Raw genomic sequence first — 20064 nt, forward strand, 5'->3', positions numbered from 1 at the left:
GCAGGCGCGGTCCTGGATTCTTCCCCCCACGATGGCGAGCGCATTCCTGGTGCAAGGCTGGTGTCCCACGGCATGGCAGCCCATGCGGGCCCACGACGGCTGGCTGGTGCGCGTGCGCCCGCAGCAGGCCACGCTGCGCGTCGCCCAGTGGCGGCAGCTGGCCGACCTGGCCGAGTGCCACGCCAACGGCCAGCTTGAACTCACGCGCCTGGGCAACGTGCAGCTGCGCGCCGTTCCCGATGCCGCCGTCGCCCCCCTGCGCCAAGGCCTGGTCGCGGCCGCGCTGGTGCATGGCGACCCCGAGGCCGATGCCGCGCCGGCCGTGCACTGCAGCCCGTTTCACCACACCGGCGACCGCACGCACCAGCTGGCGCAGGCCCTGTCCCAGGCGGTGGCCACGGCGCTGCGGCCCGACGTGCTGCGCGCCGCCGGCCTGACGCCGCTGCCGAGCAAATTCAGCCTGCTGGTCGACAACCCGCAGCAGCACCTGCGGCGCCTGCAGGCCGACCTCCGCATCTGGCCGCTGGCTCAGGGGTATGCGCTGGCGCTGGGCTCGGCACCCACGCCCACGCCTGCACCCTCTGCCGGGTCTGGCCCCGTGTGGCTGCCCGAGCTGCCCGAGGTGGTGGCCGCCGCCGTTGGCGTGGCGCGCTGGTTTGCCCAGGCGCGCCTGCAGCGCCAACCGCATCCCACGCGCCTGGCGGCGCTGCTGCCCGACCACCCGCCTCCGCTACACGGCTCGCCGTACAGCGGGCCCGACCACCCGCTGCCGACCGCCCCCGAGCCCCCGCAGCCCGGTCAGGCAACCGCGTGGGGCCTGCTGGCCGGCGCGCCGCTGGGCCGCATCGACACCCGGCACCTGCGCCGCGCACTCGGCGCCTTGCCCCCGGCGGCCGAGGTGCGCGTGACGCCCTGGCGCTCGCTGCTGTTCTGCGGCGCCGACCGGGCCGCCCTGCAGCTGACGCCTGACGACGCCCGCGCCTGGATCCTCGACGCCGACGACGCGCGGCTGCGCGTGTCGGCCTGCACCGGCGCGCCGGGCTGCACCCAGGCCCTGGCCACCACGCAGGCACCGGCCTTGCGCTGGGCGCCCCAGGTGCCCGCGGGCAAGCACCTGCACGTCAGCGGCTGCGCCAAGCGCTGCGCCCTGCCCGCCGACGCCGATGCGCTGGCCTGCGCCACCTTGGCTGAATCAGACACAGTATCCAGCCCTCCCCGTTCATCAAAAAACGGCGACAACCCCATACTCCATGACGTCCACTGGACCGTGGACACCCCGCATCCCGGCAGCCGATTCACACCCGACGAGATCCGCGCCTTTCAGACCTTGACCCATGCAGCATGAGTACATCACCGACGGCGACGCCATCTACCGGCAGTCGTTCGCCATCATCCGCAGCGAAGCCGCGCTCGAGCGGTTCACGCCCCTCGAAGAGCGCGTGGTCTGCCGCATGATCCACGCCGCGGGCCTGGTGGAGCTGGCCCCGCAGGTGCAGTTCTCGCCCGATTTCGCCACCGCCGCAGAAGCGGCCCTGCAGCGCGGCGCGCCCATCCTGTGCGATGCGCGCATGGTCAGTGAAGGCATCACGCGCAAGCGCCTGCCGGCCGACAACGCCGTCGTCTGCACGCTGCAGGACCCGCAGGTGCTGGCCCTGGCGGCCGAGCTGGGCAACACGCGCAGCGCAGCGGCGCTCGAGCTGTGGCGCCCCCGGCTGGCGGGCGCACTGGTGGTGATCGGCAACGCCCCCACGGCCTTGTTCCACCTGCTCAACATGCTGCAGGACGAGGCCTGCCCGCGCCCTGCGGCCATCATCGGCTGCCCGGTGGGCTTCGTCGGGGCCGCCGAGTCCAAACAGGCCCTGGCGGACTGGGGCCAGGTGCCTTACGCCATCGTGCGCGGCCGCCTGGGCGGCTCGGCCGTGGCCGTGGCCGCCGTCAACGCCCTGGCCAACCCGGCCGAATGGGGACCGGTGTCGGCGCCGCAGACCCAGGGGGTGGCGGCATGAGCACCGGACAGATCATCTGCGTCGGCCTGGGGCCGGGCGACCCCGACCTCATGAGCGTGAAGGCCGACCGCCTGCTGCGCCAGTCGCGGCACGTGGCCTACTTCCGCAAGCGCGGTCACCCGGGCAAGGCGCGCCAGCTGGTGAACGGCCTGCTGCACGCGCAGGTCACCGAGTACCCCATGGAGTACCCGCTGACCACGGAGATTCCGCACGACGACCCGCGCTACGTGGCGCAGCTGTCCGACTTCTACCGCGACTGGCAGCAGCGCCTGACCGATCTGGCCCGCGAGCAGGACGTGCTGGTGCTGTGCGAAGGCGACCCCTTCTTCTACGGCTCGTTCATGCACCTGTACATCCGCCTGCGCCAGGCCGGGCAGGTGCCCGTGCACGTGCTGCCGGGCATCCCCGGCATGGTGGGCTGCTGGCACGCCACCGGCGTGCCCATGACCTGGGGCGACGACGTGATGACCGTGCTGCCCGCCACCCTGCCCGACGAGCGGCTGCGCGCCCACGTCGCCGGCGCCGAAGCGCTGGTCTTCATGAAGGTGGGCCGCCACCTGCCGCGCATCCGCGCCGTGCTGCAGGCGGCCGGCAAGCTCGACCAGAGCTGGCTGGTGATCAACGGCACCATGGCCGACGAGCAGGTCATGCCGCTGCGCGAGGCGCCCGAGCGCTGCCCGTACTTCGCCATCGTCATCGTGCACGGCCAGGGCCGTCGGCCGGCCAACGACCTGCAGGCCGCGGGCAGCCTCGTGGCCCTCGACCTGTGAGGGGCGCTGCATGACCGAGCGCCCCACCGCCTCAGCTGCCGGCCGATTGAGCGTGATCGGCATCGGCCCCGGTGCCGACGACCTCATCACCCCCCAGGTTCAGGCCGCCATCGATGACGCCACCGACGCGTTGGGCTATTACCCCTATGTGGACAAGCTCGCCACGCGGGGTCACCTGCAATTGCACGGCAGCGACAACCGCGAAGAGCTGGCCCGGGCACGCAGCGCCCTGGACCTGGCGGCCCAGGGCCGCCGCGTGCTCGTGGTGTCCTCGGGCGACCCGGGCGTGTTCGCCATGGCCAGCGCCGTGTTCGAGGCGCTGGACCACGCGCCCGCCGCCGACCAGGCGCGCTGGGCCGGGGTCGAGGTGCAGGTGCTGCCGGGCATCACCGCCATGCTGGCCGCGGCCGCGCGCCTGGGCGCCCCGCTGGGCCACGATTTTTGCGTCATCAACCTGTCGGACAACCTCAAGCCCGCGGCGACCATCACGCACCGCATCCGGCTGGCCGCGCAGGCCGACCTGGCCATGGCGTTTTACAACCCCAGCTCCAAGTCGCGGCCCGAGGGCTTTGCGCGTGCGCTGGCCGTGCTGCGCGAGGAATGCGAGCCGGGCCGCCTGATCTGCTTCGCCCGCAACGTCAGCCGCGCCGACGAGCGGCTGGCCGTGCACCGCCTCGATGCCGTGCAACCCGACATGGCCGACATGCGCACCCTGGTGATCGTGGGCAACAGCCTCACGCGCCAGGTCGGCCGCCACGTCTACACGCCGCGCAGCCATGGCTGAGGGTCGGCCTTCCCGTCCATCTCCCGCACGGGGCGCTGCCACGCCCGGGCGTGCTTCAGCGCCTGCGCAGCCAGGCCATGGCCTGCTCGGGGGTCTGGCACACCGTGCGGGGCGGTATGGCGGGTCTGGCGACCATCACCACGGGCAGGCCCAGCTGACGGGCGGCCTCGATCTTGGCGTAGGTGTCGGCACCGCCCGCGTTCTTGCTGACCAGGCAGGCGATGCGGTGCCGACGCAGCAGGTCCACCTCGTCGGCGAGCGAGAACGGCCCCCGCGCCACGACGAGGTCGTGCGCCGGCAGCGGCAGCGGTGCCTCGGGCGCATCGACCACGCGCAGCAGAAAACGGCGGTGCTCGCACGCCGCGAACGCCATCAGCTGCTTGCGGCCGATGGCCAGGAACACGCGCTCGGCGCCCATGGGCAAGGCCGCCGCGGCGGCCGCCATGTCGGCGACGTGAATCCAGTCGTCACCAGGCTGCTGCGGCCACGGCGGCCGCTCCAGGGCCAGCAGCGGCAGGCCCAGCGCGGCACAGGCCTGCACGGCGTGCCGGCTCATCTGGGCAGCGAACGGGTGGGTCGCATCGATCACGTGGGTGATGCCGTGCGCCGTCAGGTAGCGCGTGAGCCCCTGCACCCCGCCAAAGCCGCCCACGCGCGTGGGCAGCGCCGGCAGGCGCGGCTGCTGTGTCACCCCGGCGTACGAGTACGTTGCCGGTACGCCATCCTGCTGCAGGAGCGCGGCCAATACACGGGCACCGTGGGTGCCCCCTAAAAGGAGTATGTGGGTCATGGCCACACCGTGGCTTCATCTGGTTGGGATTCATCCGGCTGGCTTGCCGGCCTTGACGGCCGCGGCACGCCAGGCCCTGGACAGCGCCAGCATCGTGTTCGGCAGCCCGCGCCACCTGGCGCTGGCGCAGGTGGGCGACCGGGGCCGGGTCTGGCCGGTGCCGTTCGACGTGGCCCCGGTGCTGGCCCATCGGGGTCAGGCCACCGTGGCCGTGCTGGCGTCGGGCGACCCCTTTTATCACGGCGCCGGCGCCTCGCTGGCCCGGCACCTGGTGCGGGGCGAGTGGCGCAACCACCCGCAGCCGTCCAGCTTTGCGCTGATGGCCGGCGAACTGGGCTGGCCGCAAGAGGGCACGCACCGCCTGGGCCTGCACGCGCGGCCGTTCGAGCTGCTGACCCCGCTGCTGGCCGAGGGCGAGCGCTTCCTGTGCCTGCTGCGCGACGCGGCAGCCGCGCCGGCGCTGGCCGACTGGTTGACGCAGCGCGGCTGGGGCGACAGCCCCATGAGCGTGTTCTCGCAGCTGGGCGGGCCCACGCAGGCCGTGGCCGATGGGCTGGCCCGCGAGCTGGCGCACACCTTGGCGCCCGACAGCAGCCCCCTGCCCGCGCCGCTGGCGGCAGCGTTTGAGGCGCGCGGCGGCGCGGGCCTGTCGCGCACGCCCGGCCGCCCCACGGCCGCCTTCGCGCACGACGGCCAGATCACCAAGTCGCCGGTGCGCGCCATCACGCTGGCCGCCCTGGCGCCGCGCGCGCGCGAATGCCTGTGGGACCTGGGCGCGGGCTCGGGCTCGGTGGCCATCGAATGGGGCCTGGCCGGCGGTGGCCCGGCGGTGTGCGTGGAGCAGCACCCCAGCCGTGCGGCCCACATCGCCGACAACGCTCGCCGCTATGGCGTGGCCCTGCAGGTGCACCAGGGCCTCGCGCTCGACCTCTTGCCCACGCTGGCCCCGGCGCCGCAGGCGGTGTTCGTCGGTGGCGGCTTCGACGCCGCGCTGTTCGACGCCCTGCGCCAGCGCCTGACCACGCCCTGGCGCCTGGTGGTCAACGCCGTGGCGCTGGACACCCAGGCCCTGCTGATGCAGTTGCACCGCGTGCACGGCGGCCAGCTGCTGCAGCTGCAGTGGAGCGAGGCCGCCCCGCTGGGCCGCTTGCAGGCCTGGCAGCCGGCCCGCGCCGGCCTGCAATGGAGCTGGGCATGCACGGACTGACCCGACCCGCCCCGCCGCGTGGCGTGTCGCCGGCCAGGCCTGCCGCCCTGGTGCTGGGCTGGGGTTTTCGCGCCCAGGCCCAGGCCAGCTCGTTCGCCAGCTGCTGGGACCAGGCGCAGGACCTGGCGAAAAACGCGTCGACAGACAAGTCGGCAAACAAGTCGAAAGACGCGTCAACAGACCCGGCCCAGCTCAGCCCCTGGGCCGCGCTGCTGCAGGCCCCGGCGTCGCTGTGCCTGGCCGTGCTGGACCACAAGCTCGCCAACCCGGCCGGCCTGCAGCTGCAAGCCTGGGCCGCCGCTACCCTGCCCGGTGCCCCCTGCCTGCCGTGTGACGAGCGCCGGCTGCGCGGCCTGGCCACCCCCCACCAGTCACCCCGCATGATGCAGCGCTTTGCCACCGGCAGCCTGTGCGAGGCCCTGGCGCTGCACGCCGCCGGTTTGAACGCCGGTTCGCAGCCGGATGCGCGCGGCGACGTGCAGGCCGCTGCACGTGCCGAGGCGTTCGCCGAAGCGTTCGCCAAACCGTTCGCCGAAAGGCACGCCACCCCGCTCACCCCCGCGTCCGCTGACCCGGCCTGCCGGCACCGCGCTTCGGTGCGGCACGATGGCCCAGGTGACCCGCATCCCGCCACCGTGGCTCCGGCTTCGCCCCCACCGGGCGCCACCGGGGTAGCCCGGCTGCTGATCCCTCGCCTGGTGTCCAGCGACGGCCTCGCCACCCTGGCGCTGGCGCACGCTTTCCAAGATTCATGATGTCCACAGGAGTTTGACCGTGACCGTTCACTTCATTGGCGCCGGCCCAGGCGCCGCCGACTTGATCACCTTGCGCGGGCGGGACCTGCTCGCGGCCAGTCCGGTGTGCCTGTACGCCGGCTCGCTGGTGCCGCAGGCGCTGCTGGCCCACTGCCCGCCCGGTGCGCGCATCGTCAACACCGCCCCCCTGTCGCTCGACGACATCGTGGCCGAGATGGTGGCGGCCCATGCGCGCGGCGACGACGTGGCCCGCCTGCACTCGGGCGACCTCAGCATCTGGTCGGCCATGGGCGAGCAACTGCGCGCCCTGCGCGCACAGGGCGTGCCCTACACCGTGACGCCGGGCGTGCCGGCCTTCAGCGCCGCTGCCGCTGCGCTGGGCGCCGAGCTGACGCTGCCGGGCTCGAGCCAGTCGGTCGTGCTCACGCGCACCTCGGGCCGGGCGTCCAGCATGCCCGCGGGCGAGGACCTGGCCAACTTCGCCGCCACGGGCGCGGTGCTGGCCATCCACCTCTCGGTGCACGTGGCCCAGCAGGTGCAGGACACGCTGCTGCCGCACTACGGCCCCGACTGCCCGGCGGCCATCGTCTGGCGCGCCTCGTGGGACGATGAACAGGTGGTGCGCACCCGCGTGGCCGACCTGGCCGCCACCGCGCAGACCAACACGCTGCAGCGCAGCGCGCTGATCCTGGTCGGCCCCACACTGGCGCAGGAGGGCTTCGGCTTCAGCCGCCTGTATGCCGACGACTACGACCGCCGCTACCGCCCGCGTGGCGACGAGCCCCGTTTCCCGCACAGCGTGCCGTCCGGCGAGCCGTCCGATGCGTGAGTTGCTGCTCATCGGCATCGGCACCGGCAACCCGCGGCACCTCACGCAAGAAGCGATCGACGCCATCCACCACGCCGACGTCGTGCTGCTGCCGCACAAAGGCCGCGGCAAGTCCGAGCTGGCGCAGGTGCGACTGGGCATCCTGCAGACGCTGGGCATCGCGCCCGAGAAGCTCGCCCACTTCGACATGCCGCTGCGGCGCCAGACCGGCGACGACTACGGCCAGCAGGTGCAGGAGTGGCACGCGGCCATCGCCCGGCGCTGGGCCGACACCCTGGCCGCGCACACCGCGGCCACGCCGGGCGCAGCCGCCCCGCACCGCGTCGCGCTGCTGGTCTGGGGCGACCCCGCGCTGTACGACAGCACGCTGCGCATCGCCGCCCTGCTGGGCCTGGCACCGGCGCAGGTGCGCGTGGTGCCGGGCATCACCGCCATGCAGGTGCTGTGCAGCGCGCACGGCATCGCGCTCAACGACGTGGGCGCGCCCTTCCAGGTCACCACGGGGCGGCAGCTGGTGGAGGGCGGCTGGCCGGCTGGCGTGGACACGCTCATCGTCATGCTCGACGGCCAGCGCGCCTACGAGCAGGTGACCGAGCCCGAGGCCGACATCTTCTGGGGCGCCTACCTGGGCATGCCCCAGCAGCTGCTGATGAGCGGCCCCCTGCAGGCGGTGAAGCCTCACATCAGCGCCGAGCGCGCCCGCGCCCGCGAGCAGCACGGCTGGATCATGGACATCTACCTGCTGCGCCGGCCCCGCACGACGCCGCCCGGCGATGCCGCGGACTGACGCCATCGGTTCTTCAAAAAACATGGGGTATGGCCCAATCTCCGTTTCACATCAAACGGACACCCAGTCATACTCCCAATTTTTCCTTTCAACGTGCAGGCTTGGGCGCCAGCAGCATCTGCGTGCAGCGGAACAGCGCCAGCGTCCGGTCACCGGCCATCACCGTGGCGTCCCACAGCTGCGTGCTGCGGCCGCCGTGCACCAGGCGCGCCTCGCAGTGCACGCGGCCCTCGCGCGCCGTGCCCAGGAAGTTGGACTTCAGCTCGATGGTGGTGAAGTTGACGACGCCCTCGGGCAAGGACGCCACGCAGCCAAAGCCGCAGGCCGAGTCGGCCAGTGCGATGACCGAGGCCGCGTGCAGGTAGCCGTTGGGCGCCAGGTGATGCGGCGCGATGTCGAAATGCCCGGCCACGTGGCCGGACGCCACCGTGTCCCAGACCAGGCCCAGGAAATCCGGCAAAGTGCCTTTCACCGCGGCCTGAAAGCGCTGCACCAGCGCCTCGCGCGAAGGGTGTGTCTCGTCGCTCATGTCCCTGCTCCTCGATGCCATGGCCACCACGTGGCCGAGCAGGCAGCATAGCGCCAGCGGCGGGCGCAGCAGGCGGGTGACGCCTGTTTGGCCGCCACAGGTGTGGACTCGGCTGGACCGGTGCAGCCCGGCGGCCATGCCACCCTCGGCGGCGCCGCGCCAGGCGTTACCGACACGTTGGGCCAGGTGAAGCAGTCGTGATGCGGTGGCCAACTTTGCCGCGCGCCAAATCCGGCCGGTTGCTCAAGTGCCCGACGAAGGCGCAGAACTGGCGGCGCGGGCGTGGCGCATGGCGCATGGCGCATGGCGCATGGCGCATGGCGCATGGCGCATGGCGCATGGCGCCCAAAAGTCTTCAACGGGTATGGGCCTGCCGCCGATTCAAGGTCAAAGAATTACCCACCATACCCACGATTGCCCCCTGACGCACCGCGCCCCTGTTCAGCGCCGAGCACCCGCCACCCGGCAGCGGCGTGGCGACCAACGCCTCCCGCATCGTGGGCCCCTTGCTGGCGGGGGCGCTGATCGCCAGCCTGGGCAGCGAATGGGTGTTTGCGCTGAACGCGTTACCCGCTTGCAGGACAAGCGCCCCATCCGTTGCAGGGCCCGCCAAAGCCGCGGCGCCAAGGCCCTGTTTCGGCAGGGGCCATGGGCCCTCGCCGCGCGACAAAGCCCGCCACAATGCACGCATGAAAACCCTGCTCATCGTCTACCACTCCATGACCGGCGGCACCCGGCAAATGGCGCAGGCAGCGCATGACGCAGCCCTGCAGGCCGCGCGTGAGGTTCAGGGCCCTGCCGATGCCGGCTCCCCCCATCCGCCAAGGCCAGCGCGAGCGACGCGCCTGCCGAGCACCCGGCGCCCCCGCACGAGGCTGCGGACACCCCGGTCAGGGTGCGCCTGTTGCACGCGGCCGAGGCCGGCCCCGATGACGTGCTGGCGGCCGACGCCTATCTGTTTGCCACCCCGGAAAACCTGGCGGCCATGTCCGGCGTGATGAAGGACTTCTTCGACCGCTGCTACTACGCCGCGCTGGACCGCGTGAACGGCCGCGCCTACGTGACCCTGATCTGCGCCGGCAGCGACGGCAGCAACGCCATGCGGCAGATCGACCGCATCGCCACCGGCTGGCGGCTCAAGCAGGCCGCCCCCGGGGTCATCGTCTGCACCCACGCGCAAACGCCGGAACGCATCCTGGCCCCCAAAACCATCGGCGAGGCCGACCTCGCCCGCTGCGCCGAAGTTGGCGCCGGTCTCGTGGCCGGCCTGGCCCTGGGCGTGTTCTGAGGGCGTCCGGCACGGCGCGGCGCGCTTCTTGGGGCCCCCAGCTGACACGCAACCGGGCGCGAGCGCCGCGCACACCCAGGCCACACCCCGTCGCAACCCAGGCACACTTGGCCCATGAATGCCACCCTCAAAGCCGAACTGACCGAGCTGGCCATCGCGGCCATGCAGGAGCGCGGATTGCGCACCGACTTCTCGACCGCCAGCCTGCGGCAGCTGGACACCCTCACCGCGCCAGGCCTGCCCGACAGCCCCGATGTGCACGACCTGCGCGCGCTGCTGTGGTGCTCGATCGACAACGACGACTCGCGCGACCTGGATCAGCTCAGCGTCTGCCAGGTGCTGAGCCAGGGCGCCGTGCAGGTGCAGGTGGCGGTGGCCGACGTGGACTGCCTGGTGGCCAAGGACAGCCCCATCGACGCCGACGCGCAGCTCAACACCACCTCGGTCTACACCGGGCCGCGCATCTTTCCGATGCTGCCCGAGAAGCTGTCGACCGACCTCACCTCGCTCAACCCCGGCGTGGACCGGCTGGCCGTGGTGTGCGACATGGTGTTCCGCGCCGATGGCAGCATCGCCTCGGCGCGCGTGCTGCGCGCCTGGGTGCACAACCACGCCCAGCTGGCCTACGACGCGGTCAGCACCTGGTTGCTGGGCGAGGGACCCTTGCCCGAGGCCGCGGCCGCCGTGCCCGGCATGGACCAGCAGCTGCGCACCCAGGACAGCGTGGCCCAGCAGCTGCGCGCGCGGCGCCTGGAGCACGGCGCGCTGGAGTTCCAGACCTTCCAGCCCAAGGCCGTGTTCGAGGGCGATCAGGTGGTCGACATCGTGCAGCAGCCGCAGAACCGCGCCCGCCAGCTGATCGAGGAATTCATGATCGCCACCAACGGCGTGGTGGCCGGCTACCTGATGCGCGAGGGCCGGCCGGGGATCCGCCGCGTGGTGCGCTCGCCCGAGCGCTGGGCGCGCATCGTGCAGGTGGCGGCCGAGCTGCACCACACCCTGCCGCCCGAGCCCGACGGCCCGGCGCTGGAAGATTTCCTGCGCAAGCAACGCGCGCGCGACCCGGTGCGCTTTCCCGACCTGTCGCTCACCATCGTCAAGCTCATGGGCTCGGGCGAATACGTGGTCGAGCGGCCGGGCGACGACAAGCTGGGCCACTTCGGCCTGGCGGTGCGCGACTACACGCACGCGACCGCGCCCAACCGCCGCTACCCCGACCTCGTCACACAACGCCTGGTCAAGGCCGCGCTGGCCGGACTGCCACCGCCCTACAGCGTGGACGAGCTGGCGCAGATCGCCACCCACTGCTCGCGCCAGGAAACGGCGGCCGACAAGGTCGAACGCCAGCTGCGCAAATCGGAGGCGGCCGTGCTGCTGCGCGCCCACGTGGGCGAGCTGTTCAACGGCGTGGTCACCGGCAACAGCAAGGGCAACGTGTGGATCCGCACCTTCACGCCGCCGGCTGAAGGCAAGCTGGCCACCCCCAGGGCGTGGCCGTGGGCCAGCTGGTGCAGGCCCGGCTCGAGGCCACCAGCGTCGAGCGCGGCCACATCGACTTCAGCCTGGTCAAGCTGTTGGACCGCGCGCCGCGCAACGGCGCATGACGCGCGCGCCAGCCATGGCATCGCGCTGGCTGGCCTTGATGGCCAGCAGGCAGTATGGCACTGTCATCGATCATTCTTGAACGCGAATACAGCCATACTGCGCCATGCCGTTCACATCGCCCACCAAGCCGTACAAGGGCACATGGACGTGATCCGTGAAGCCCGGGGCCGCAGCTGGGGCCCGTGTCCACTGGCACCGTGCTCGCACCGGTGCCCCGCAGACGCCGTGCGAACGCCGCGGCCCAGTCACCCGCCCGATGCCCCGCCCATCGCCACCACATCGCCCGCCGCCCGCCATGCCCCTCCACCCTGCCCCGACCGGCCTGACCACCCAGCCGTCAGCGCGGCGCCTGTATCTGGGCCTGCTCGCGCTGGTGGGCAGCGAGGGCTTCTTCCAGGGCTGGGCCTCGGGTGTCGGCGGCCAGCTGCCGCCCGCCATGACGCTGGCCTACACCGTCGCCCAGGCGGTGCTGGTCTACGCCTGGTGGCGGGCCGACGCGGCGGCGCACCGCGGCCGGCCGCGTCCGCTGTGGCTCAGTGGCCTGGTCATCGTGGCGCCGGTGGTCGGGGTGCCGCTGCACCTGTGGCGCAGCCGCCCGCGCGGGCAACGCGGGCGCGCCCTGCTGGTGGGCACGGGCGGCGTGCTGGCGCTGGCGCTGGCCTACCTGCTGGCCGGCGCCCCCATGGCCTACTGGCTGGGCGGACGCTGAGGGGCCGTTGGCCGGCCCGATCCCGGCCCCGTGACCAGCTGGGCGGACGCTGAGGGGCCGTTGGCCGGCCCGATCCCGGCCCCGTGACCAGCTGTGACGGGCCCATGACACGTTACATTCAGGGCTTGCCGCAGAGCCCCGCTGCGCCCGCTTTTCGCCCCCATTCCAAGATGCCCCAGGAGATCGCCATGCCCACGCCACCCACCGCACCAGCCCGGCCTGCACGCCTGGGCCAGTCCTTGACCGCCCTGGGTCTGGCCGTGGGGTTGCTGGCTCTGTCTGCCTGCAGCAAGCCCGAGGAGCCCACGCCGGGGCAGCAGCTCGATCAGGCGATTCAGCAGACCCAGGACGCCGCCAGCCAAGCCGCTGACGCGCTGCGCGACCTGGCCGGTGACGCCGCGCGCGCGGCCAGCGACGCGGCCCGGGCCGCGAACGAAGCCGCCGCATCGGCCGGCGCCGCCATCGAGACCACGCGGCAGGACACCGCATCGGCCAGCGGCAAGGCCGGCGATGCGCTCAAGCAGGCCCAGCAGGACGCCCTGGCCGCCGCCACGGCGCTGCGCCAGAGCGCCAGCCAGGCCGCGACGGCTGTGAGCCAGGCGGCCTCGGAAGCCGCTGCCGCCGTGGGCGACGCGCTGACGGACTCGGCGATTTCGGCGCGCATCCGGGCCGATTTCGCCCGCGACAGCGAGCTCAGCAGCATCGACATCGGCGTGGAAACCCACGACGGCGTCGTCACCCTGCGCGGCACGGTGCCCACCGCGGCTGCCAAGACCCGCGCCGACAACCTGGCCAAGACCGCCAAGGGGGTCAAGTCGGTGAACAACGTCTTGAACGTGCAATGACAGCACACTGTATGCAGCCATTCCCGTTCAAAATTCAACGGCAATCAGCCCATACCCCCTCTTGAAAGCGCCCGCCCCGGGCGCTTTTTGCTGGGCGGCTGAAGCGTGTTCGCGGGCGCCCGAATGGGCCCGACGGCAGTCGCCCATCGGCTGACCGGAGCGGGCAAACCATGCGCCCGTGTGAGGACGGACCCATGGTGGCCGCCGGCGCGCATGCCTCGCACAGCTGCACATTGCGGTCGACCATTCGTGATTCGGCCTCGGCCTTGAGGGCGCCATCAACCCACCTGTGCGCGCCCAGGCCCAAGCGCCCCATCCGCTTCGCCAGGCGACGACAGTCCGTCAGCCGCGTCCGGCCAGGCTGCTCAGCGTGTCGTCGCCCGCCGCGCCAAAGGCCTGTTCCTTGAGCAGGTGCAGCTGATCGCGCACGGCAGCGGCCTGCTCGAACTCGAGGTTCTTGGCGTGCTCGATCATGAGCTTCTCCAGCCGCTTGATCTCCTTGGCGATGTCCTTCTCGCTCATGTCCTCGACCTGGGCGCGGCGCAGCGCCAGGTCCTCGGCCTGCGCTTCGGCGGCGCTGGCCTTCTCGCTGTAGACACCGTCGATCAGGTCGCGCACCTGCTTGACGATGCCGCGCGGCGTGATGCCGTGGGCCTCGTTGAAGGCGATCTGCAGCGCCCGGCGGCGCTCGGTCTCGCCCATGGCTTTTTTCATCGACTCGGTGATGCGATCGGCGTACAGGATGGCCTTGCCGTTCACGTTGCGCGCCGCGCGGCCGATGGTCTGGATCAGGCTGCGCTCGGCGCGCAGAAAGCCTTCCTTGTCGGCATCGAGGATGGCGACCAGCGACACCTCGGGGATGTCCAGCCCCTCGCGCAGCAGGTTGATGCCGACCAGCACGTCGAACAGGCCCAGGCGCAGGTCGCGGATGATCTCCACCCGCTCCACGGTGTCCACGTCCGAGTGCAGGTAGCGCACCTTCACGCCGTTCTCGCTCAGGTACTCGGTCAGCTGCTCGGCCATGCGCTTGGTCAGGGTTGTGACCAGCACGCGCTCGCCGACGTTGGTGCGCAGGCGGATTTCAGACAGCACGTCGTCCACCTGGTGGGTGGCGGGCCGCACCTCGACCAGCGGATCGACCAGGCCCGTGGGCCGCACGACTTGCTCCACCACCTGGCCCGCGTGGGTCTTTTCGTAATCGGCCGGCGTGGCCGACACGAACACGACCTGACGCATGCGTTCTTCGAATTCGGCGAACTTCAGCGGCCGGTTGTCCAGCGCGCTGGGCAGGCGAAAGCCGTACTCCACCAGCGTGGTCTTGCGCGCCTTGTCGCCGTTGTACATGGCGTTGAGCTGGCCGATCATCTGGTGGCTCTCGTCCAGGAACATGAGGGCGTCCTGGGGCATGTAGTCCGTCATGGTCGGCGGCGGATCACCGGGCTTGGCGCCCGACAGGTGACGCGTGTAGTTCTCGATGCCCTTGCAATGCCCGACCTCGCTGAGCATCTCCAGGTCAAAGCGCGTGCGCTGCTCCAGCCGCTGCGTCTCGACCAGCTTGCCCTCGTCCAGCAGCTGCTTGGTGCGCTCGACCAGCTCGAGCTTGATGGTCTCGACCGCGTTCATCACCTGCTCGCGCGGCGTGACGTAGTGGCTGCTGGGGTAGATGGTGAAACGCGGCACCTTCTGCCGGATGCGGCCGGTCAGCGGGTCGAACAGCTGAATGCTCTCCACCTCGTCGTCGAACAGCTCCAGCCGCACGGCCAGCTCGCTGTGCTCAGACGGGAACACGTCGATGGTGTCGCCGCGCACGCGGAAGGTGCCGCGCGTGAAGTCCATGTCGCTGCGCTTGTACTGCATGCGCACCAGCTGCGCGATGGCGTCGCGCTGGCCCACCTGATCACCCACGCGCAGGATGAAGCGCATCTTGGTGTACGACTCGGGCGAGCCAATGCCGTAAATCGCCGAGACGGTGGCCACGACGATGGTGTCGCGGCGCTCCAGCACGCTCTTGGTGGCCGACAGCCGCATCTGCTCGATGTGCTCGTTGATGGCGCTGTCCTTCTCGATGAACAGGTCGCGCTGCGGCACATAGGCCTCGGGCTGGTAGTAGTCGTAGTAGCTGACGAAGTACTCGACCGCGTTCTTGGGAAAGAACTCGCGGAACTCGCTGTACAGCTGCGCGGCCAGCGTCTTGTTGGGCGCGAACACGATGGCCGGCCGACCGGTGCGCGCGATCACGTTGGCCATGGTGAAGGTCTTGCCCGAGCCGGTCACGCCCAACAGGGTCTGGAAGGCTTCGCCATCCTCGATGCCCTCGACCAGCTGCGCAATGGCCTTGGGCTGGTCGCCCGCGGGCGGATAGGGCTGGAACAGCTGAAACGGCGAATCGGGAAAGCTGACGAACTGCCCGCCTTCCGGGGCGGACTCGGCGGGCGCGGGCGAGGAGGTTTCAGAGGACATCCGGCGATTGTGCGCCAGGGCCGCCGAAGCGCCGACCGGCCCGGTCGATGCCGGGTCTCGCATCGCGGTCATGCGGCGACTGGGTGATGTGAACAGCAGAGTATGGCCACCATCCCGTTTTCACATCATCGGCAACTCACAGATACTGCCAACACAGGTAAACGATGCCCACCCCCATCAGCGCCAGACCCAAGGTTTCGGTGCGGCGCAGGCGTTCGCGGAACACGCGGCGTGACACCACGAGGCTGAAGACCACCTCGACCATGCCCACGGTGCGCACCGCCGAGGCGCTTTGCATGGCGTAGGCCGCGAACCACAGCAGCGACGCCATGGCCCCCATGGAGCCCGCCAGCAGCGACACGCGCCACGAGCGCAGCACCGGCATCAGCCCCGCGGGCTCGCGCCAGGCGATCCAGGTCCCCAGTGCGATGGACTGCATGAGCTGCGCCAGCGTCACGCCCCAGGCCGCGGACAGCCACGGCGTGGGCGCGTCGAGCGCCAGCGCGCCGCCCCGGAAGCCCACCGTGGCAATCGCAAAGCAGGCGCCGCACAACAGGCCATAGCCAGCCGAGCGCGACAGCCAGGTCCGCGGCGACAGGCGCGTGCCGGCGCCCGCTGGCGGCACGCTGAGCAGCATCACGCCGGCCGTCGCCACCCCCATGGCCAGCCACATGTTGGCGCTGGGCCATTCGGCCAGGAAGACGGCGCCGAACAGCGCCACCTGCAGCACCTCGGACTTGGACAGCGTGACCGCAACGGCGAAGTTGCGCTGCTGCATGGCCAGCAGCAGCGCTGCCGTGGCGCCGATCTGAAACGCGGCCCCCAGCGCAATCCAGCCCACATAGGTCCAGCTCAGGCGCGGCGCCGCCGGCATCTCGGCCGGCAGCAGGTACAGCAAGGCCAGGCAGCCCAGCGCGAAAGGCAAGCCGTACAGAAACCGCACCAGGGTCGCCGCCCAGGTGCCCAGGCTGCCCGTCAGCGAGCGCTGCGCGGCGTTGCGCACCGTCTGCGCCCCCGCGGCCAGCAGCACCACCGGCACCCACAGCCAGGTGAACGTCGTGCCCCAATCCATCGTGTTCGTGGTCATGCGGCGAGTGTGTCAGCCGCAGCACCCGCGGCCCTCGTCACGCGAGAGTGCTGCGCACGCCACGCCCGATGACCAGCACGTGAGCATCATTAATCCAAACATCAACAACACAATCCATTCATAAATTTATGGAATACACTGGATTAAATACACCTGAGCCCGAGACTGACAGGAGACATCGATCTCGACAACAGCATGGGTGTCTGGTTTGGACTGGCCCGCTCGTTGTCAGCACGGCTTCAAACGCTTCCATCGCGGCCAGAGCATTTTGAAAGCACCGAAAGCCCAGTCATTTGAAAAGAGGAGACGCCATGCACATCACCCTTCCCGCACGCCCCAGGCCCCGTTCACTGGCCGCTGCTCTGCTGTGCGCCAGCAGCATCGCCAGCGCTGCACCGTACGCCACCACGTATCAGGGCGTCATCGCCAACTCCAGCTTTCCCCAAATCCTCGACGGCCAGGCCTACACACTCACCCTGGTGCTCGACAACGGCGGCGCCAGCCCCAATGCGCAAACCTGGGGCACCGCCGACAACGTGACTTGCGCCATCTTGCGCATGAACAACGCCGGCAACGCGCTTTTCGTCGCCGATCTGGTCACCGGATCAGCCGCGAACACCATGGGCGCCGCCAGCACCGATGGCAGCGGGGCATTGACGGCCATGTTCAGCCAGGGGCATTTTCAACGGCCCGACGAGCTACACCTTCAGCGGTTTCACGTCACCAGAGGCCTATTGGCTGGCCACCGGCAGCAACCCTGTCTTTTTGGCGACAGCGTCATCAGCGATCCGTCTTTCGACGACGCCAGCGGCGGCGTTCAGATGGCGTCTGCCGCCTGGAGCAATCCGGTGCCTTTCACCGGTGCATGCGACACCACGACGACCTTTGGCCAACCTCGCCTCATCGCCACACCCACGCCTGTGCCCACGCTCGGTGCCTCGGCCTTGCTGGCGCTGGGTCTGCTGTTGGGTGTGCTGGGTTGGCGGCGACGAAGCACCTGACTCCAGCCCCGCGTCAGCGCCGCGGTAGATCGGGCAAGCCCGTGAGCCGGGGCACCCAGTGCATGATCCACGGCTCGGCCAGGTGGCTGAGCAGCACACCGGCCACACCGGCCAGCGCCACCCAGCCCATGGACCAGACCATGCGGGACATGAGGGCCTTGTTCCGGGCGCGCGTGATGAAGACGAGCGTGAAGGCGATGCTGGTGAACGAGGCGATCACGGCGCCCGTGCCCGCCACCGTGGGCGTGATGCTGCCCTGCGCCGACAGGGCCGCCGCGGCCGCCACGGCGCTGGCACTGGAAAGCGCACCGCCCACCACGCAGATGAAGTAAAAGCCCAGGTCGCCGAACTGACGCTCCGTCATGCCGCCCAGGACGTGCAGCACCAGGAACAGGAAACCGTACTTGAGGGCCTGCGGCAGCGAGAACGGCAAATCCAGCGTCAGCGCTGGTGCCCCGGCCTGTCCGGCCAGCGGGGTGCGGTAGCTGATGACCACCAGCAGCACGCAGGCGGCCAGCATCAGCGCATACGCGGGCACCGACCCCACCAGCGCCATGGGCGCCAGCAGCAGCAGCAAGGTGGCGTTGCGCACCACCATGGCGGTGACGGCCAGCAGGATGCCGCGGTAGGCCGTCTCGACGAACGAGGCGCCGATCTGGCGCACGCGCGTGGTCAGCTCGATCACCGTGAACGTGGAGTTGACCAGGCCACCGAAAAAGCCCGAGATCTCGGTGCCGCGCGCGCCGTAGATCTTCCAGATCACGTAATTGAAGAAGCCGATGGCCGCGATGAGGATGACCGTGACCCAGGCCGCACGCGGCTCGACCAGGCCCCAGGGGCCCACCGCGCCCACAGGCAGCGCGGGGTAGATGACGATGGCCAGGATGGCCAGCAGCAGGGCCGAGCGCAGCTCGCTCTCGGTCAGGCCCATGGTGAAGCCCGAGAGCCGCTCCTTCCAGGCCAGCAGCGCCGTGGACAGCACCATGATGGCGGCCGGCGCGATGGTGTGGCCCAGTCCCACCAGCACCCCGCACAGGGCGGTGACCAGCATGGCGGCCGAGGTGGTCAGCTCGGTGCCTTGGTTGGTCCGCAGCGACTGCACGTTGAGGATGATGAGCAGGATGGCCGTGAGCCACAGCACCGACACGGCATACGGCGTGCCCAGCGCGCCGCCGATGGTGCCCAGGATGCTGACGAAGCCGAAGGTGCGCAGCCCCGCCTCCTTGCCGCGCCGCTCGCGCTCCAGCCCGATCAGCAGGCCCAGCGCCAGCCCCAGCACGCAGCGCACGATGATTTGCAGGTACGGCCACTCGGCATGCGGCAAGCCCGCCGACACATTCACATCCACGATCTCACACCCTCACGGTCATGCCGACGCACGCTGGCGCCGCCAAACCGCCATTCATACCACCTTCACCAGTATGGGGCAACACCCGTTCTGCAGAAAACGGGAACTTCCACATACTGGGCCAGGCACTCAGCGCAGCAGCTCGGCCACGTGTTCGCCGATTGCCAGCGCGCTGGTCAGCCCCGGCGATTCGATGCCGAAGAGGTTGACCAGGCCAGGCACGCCATGCAGCGCCGGGCCGTCGATGCGCCAGTCGGGCGCGGGCGTGCCGGGCGCGTGGATCTTGGGGCGCACGCCGCTGTAAGCCGGTTGCAGCGCGCCATCGGGCAGGCCGGGCCAGTAGTGGCGCACGGCCGCGTAGAACACCTCGGCGCGCTCGGGCTGCACGCGGTAGTCGATGGCGTCGGGTTCGTCGGTGTCCAGCCACTCCAGGTCGGGGCCGAAGCGCGCCTGGCCGCCCAGGTCCAGCGTGACGTGCACGCCCAGCCAGGCGTCAACGGGAGCCGGATAGACCAGGTGCGTGAACGGCGATTTGCCCGCCAGCGTGTAGTAGCTGCCCTTGGCGTAGTGCGGCGTGGGCACGTGCTCGCGCGCCAGGCCCTCGAAGCGCGTGGCCAGCTGGCAGGCGTGCAGCGCCGCCGCATTGACCAGCCGGGGGGTGGCGAGCTGGGTGCCGTCGGCCAGCGTCAGCACGTGGGCGTCGCCGGTCACGTTGGCCAGCTGGGCGCCGTGCAGCGCGCTGCCCAGCGCCACCACGCCGCCGGCGTGCTCGAGCTCGGCCTGGATGGCCAGCATGTAGGCGTGGCTGTCCACGATGCCGGTGCTGGGCGACCACAGCGCGCCCGAGGCGTTGAGGGCCGGCTCCAGCGCCCGCGTCTGGTCGCCCGTCTTCCACTCGACGGGCACGCCGTTGGTGGCCGCCGTCTGCGCGATGCGGTCCAGCGCCGCGTGCTGCGAGGCGTCGGTCGCCACCACCAGCTTGCCGCAGCGCTGGTGGGGCACGTGGTGGCGCTCGCACAGCGCGTACAGCATGGCCTTGCCGGCCACGCACAGCCTGGCCTTGAGCGAGCCCGGCGCGTAATACAGGCCGGCGTGGATGACCTCGGAGTTGCGGGAACTCACGCCCTGGCCGATGGCGGTGTCTTTTTCAAGCACCACCACCTCGTGCCCCTGTTGCGCCAAGGCCCGCCCCACGGCCAGCCCCACGGCGCCCGCGCCCACCACCACTGCGTCTACCCGGTCCATGTCGTCTCCTGTCGGTTGT

The 20064-nt window shown here is 70.9% G+C and carries 17 protein-coding genes and 1 pseudogene; 12 read left to right on the plus strand and 6 right to left on the minus strand.

Going from position 1 to position 20064, the window contains the following annotated elements:
* The first annotated feature begins 31 nt into the window (after positions 1 to 31).
* The 4 genes from CCO03_RS13770 to cobJ are packed head-to-tail and all read left to right on the plus strand — an operon-like array spanning position 32 to position 3560.
* Positions 32 to 1345 carry a nitrite reductase gene (locus tag CCO03_RS13770; RefSeq protein ID WP_169717473.1) on the plus strand — a complete coding sequence of 438 codons (1314 nt, stop codon included), beginning with the start codon at positions 32 to 34 and terminating at the stop codon, positions 1343 to 1345.
* The gene (locus tag CCO03_RS13775; protein ID WP_087281945.1) at positions 1335 to 2006 is read left to right on the plus strand and encodes a precorrin-8X methylmutase; all 672 of its coding nucleotides are present in this window, start codon (positions 1335 to 1337) and stop codon (positions 2004 to 2006) included. The genes CCO03_RS13770 and CCO03_RS13775 overlap by 11 nt, the downstream gene beginning before the upstream one ends.
* The gene (cobI, locus tag CCO03_RS13780; protein WP_087281947.1) at positions 2003 to 2776 is read left to right on the plus strand and encodes a precorrin-2 C(20)-methyltransferase; all 774 of its coding nucleotides are present in this window, start codon (positions 2003 to 2005) and stop codon (positions 2774 to 2776) included. The genes CCO03_RS13775 and cobI overlap by 4 nt, the downstream gene beginning before the upstream one ends.
* 10 nt (positions 2777 to 2786) lie before the next feature.
* Positions 2787 to 3560 (plus strand): precorrin-3B C(17)-methyltransferase, encoded by a 774-nt coding sequence (gene cobJ / locus CCO03_RS13785; protein ID WP_087281949.1) that lies wholly within the window; start codon positions 2787 to 2789, stop codon positions 3558 to 3560.
* A 55-nt stretch (positions 3561 to 3615) separates the two neighbouring features.
* On the opposite strand, the gene CCO03_RS13790 is transcribed toward cobJ, so the two are convergent.
* Positions 3616 to 4350, minus strand: a complete 735-nt coding sequence (locus tag CCO03_RS13790) for a cobalt-precorrin-6A reductase (protein ID WP_087281951.1) — start codon at positions 4348 to 4350, stop codon at positions 3616 to 3618.
* Here CCO03_RS13790 and cbiE point away from each other — a divergent pair.
* From cbiE to cobF, 4 genes are read left to right on the plus strand one after another with little or no spacing between them, the layout of a single operon-like run.
* On the plus strand, positions 4349 to 5557 hold the full coding sequence (gene cbiE, locus CCO03_RS13795) for a precorrin-6y C5,15-methyltransferase (decarboxylating) subunit CbiE (RefSeq protein WP_087281953.1): 1209 nt from the start codon (positions 4349 to 4351) through the stop codon (positions 5555 to 5557). The genes CCO03_RS13790 and cbiE overlap by 2 nt on opposite strands.
* The gene (locus CCO03_RS13800) at positions 5545 to 6312 is read left to right on the plus strand and encodes a cobalamin biosynthesis protein (RefSeq protein WP_157667688.1); all 768 of its coding nucleotides are present in this window, start codon (positions 5545 to 5547) and stop codon (positions 6310 to 6312) included. Before cbiE ends, CCO03_RS13800 begins: the two co-directional genes overlap by 13 nt.
* Positions 6313 to 6331: 19 nt before the next feature.
* Positions 6332 to 7141 (plus strand): precorrin-4 C(11)-methyltransferase, encoded by an 810-nt coding sequence (cobM, locus tag CCO03_RS13805; protein ID WP_087284701.1) that lies wholly within the window; start codon positions 6332 to 6334, stop codon positions 7139 to 7141.
* Entirely contained in the window at positions 7134 to 7928 is a 795-nt protein-coding gene (gene cobF / locus CCO03_RS13810) for a precorrin-6A synthase (deacetylating) (protein WP_087281957.1), read from the plus strand. The genes cobM and cobF overlap by 8 nt, the downstream gene beginning before the upstream one ends.
* An 88-nt stretch (positions 7929 to 8016) precedes the next feature.
* Here cobF and CCO03_RS13815 read toward each other — a convergent pair whose 3' ends face one another.
* On the minus strand, positions 8017 to 8457 hold the full coding sequence (locus CCO03_RS13815) for a PaaI family thioesterase (protein WP_087281959.1): 441 nt from the start codon (positions 8455 to 8457) through the stop codon (positions 8017 to 8019).
* 689 nt (positions 8458 to 9146) lie between these two features.
* Here CCO03_RS13815 and CCO03_RS13820 point away from each other — a divergent pair.
* The 3 genes and pseudogenes from CCO03_RS13820 to CCO03_RS13835 all read left to right on the plus strand — a co-directional run bounded on the left by CCO03_RS13820 (position 9147) and on the right by CCO03_RS13835 (position 12904).
* Positions 9147 to 9745: pseudogene (locus tag CCO03_RS13820) on the plus strand (flavodoxin family protein).
* Positions 9746 to 9859: 114 nt separating this feature from the next.
* Complete coding sequence (locus tag CCO03_RS13825; protein ID WP_236903825.1) at positions 9860 to 12112, plus strand: ribonuclease catalytic domain-containing protein; 2253 nt, start codon at positions 9860 to 9862, stop codon at positions 12110 to 12112.
* 51 nt (positions 12113 to 12163) lie between these two features.
* A complete protein-coding gene (locus tag CCO03_RS13835) occupies positions 12164 to 12904 on the plus strand; it encodes a BON domain-containing protein (protein WP_157667689.1) in 741 nt (246 codons plus the stop codon).
* Positions 12905 to 13246: 342 nt separating this feature from the next.
* Here CCO03_RS13835 and uvrB read toward each other — a convergent pair whose 3' ends face one another.
* Complete coding sequence (uvrB, locus tag CCO03_RS13840) at positions 13247 to 15364, minus strand: excinuclease ABC subunit UvrB (protein WP_087281966.1); 2118 nt, start codon at positions 15362 to 15364, stop codon at positions 13247 to 13249.
* A gap of 136 nt (positions 15365 to 15500) precedes the next feature.
* Positions 15501 to 16451: an EamA family transporter gene (locus CCO03_RS13845; protein WP_236903827.1), complete on the minus strand. Its 951-nt coding sequence runs from the start codon at positions 16449 to 16451 to the stop codon at positions 15501 to 15503.
* Between the two features lie 311 nt (positions 16452 to 16762).
* Here CCO03_RS13845 and CCO03_RS13850 point away from each other — a divergent pair, with 311 nt between their 5' ends.
* Positions 16763 to 17452 (plus strand): hypothetical protein, encoded by a 690-nt coding sequence (locus CCO03_RS13850; RefSeq protein WP_087281970.1) that lies wholly within the window; start codon positions 16763 to 16765, stop codon positions 17450 to 17452.
* Positions 17453 to 17465: 13 nt separating this feature from the next.
* Here CCO03_RS13850 and CCO03_RS13855 read toward each other — a convergent pair whose 3' ends face one another.
* A complete protein-coding gene (locus tag CCO03_RS13855) occupies positions 17466 to 18800 on the minus strand; it encodes an MgtC/SapB family protein (RefSeq protein ID WP_236903829.1) in 1335 nt (444 codons plus the stop codon).
* A gap of 129 nt (positions 18801 to 18929) precedes the next feature.
* Positions 18930 to 20045: an NAD(P)/FAD-dependent oxidoreductase gene (locus tag CCO03_RS13860; RefSeq protein WP_087281972.1), complete on the minus strand. Its 1116-nt coding sequence runs from the start codon at positions 20043 to 20045 to the stop codon at positions 18930 to 18932.
* Positions 20046 to 20064: the final 19 nt, after the last annotated feature.

The sequence above is a fragment of the Comamonas serinivorans genome, assembly GCF_002158865.1.
Lineage (GTDB): Bacteria > Pseudomonadota > Gammaproteobacteria > Burkholderiales > Burkholderiaceae_C > Comamonas_E > Comamonas_E serinivorans.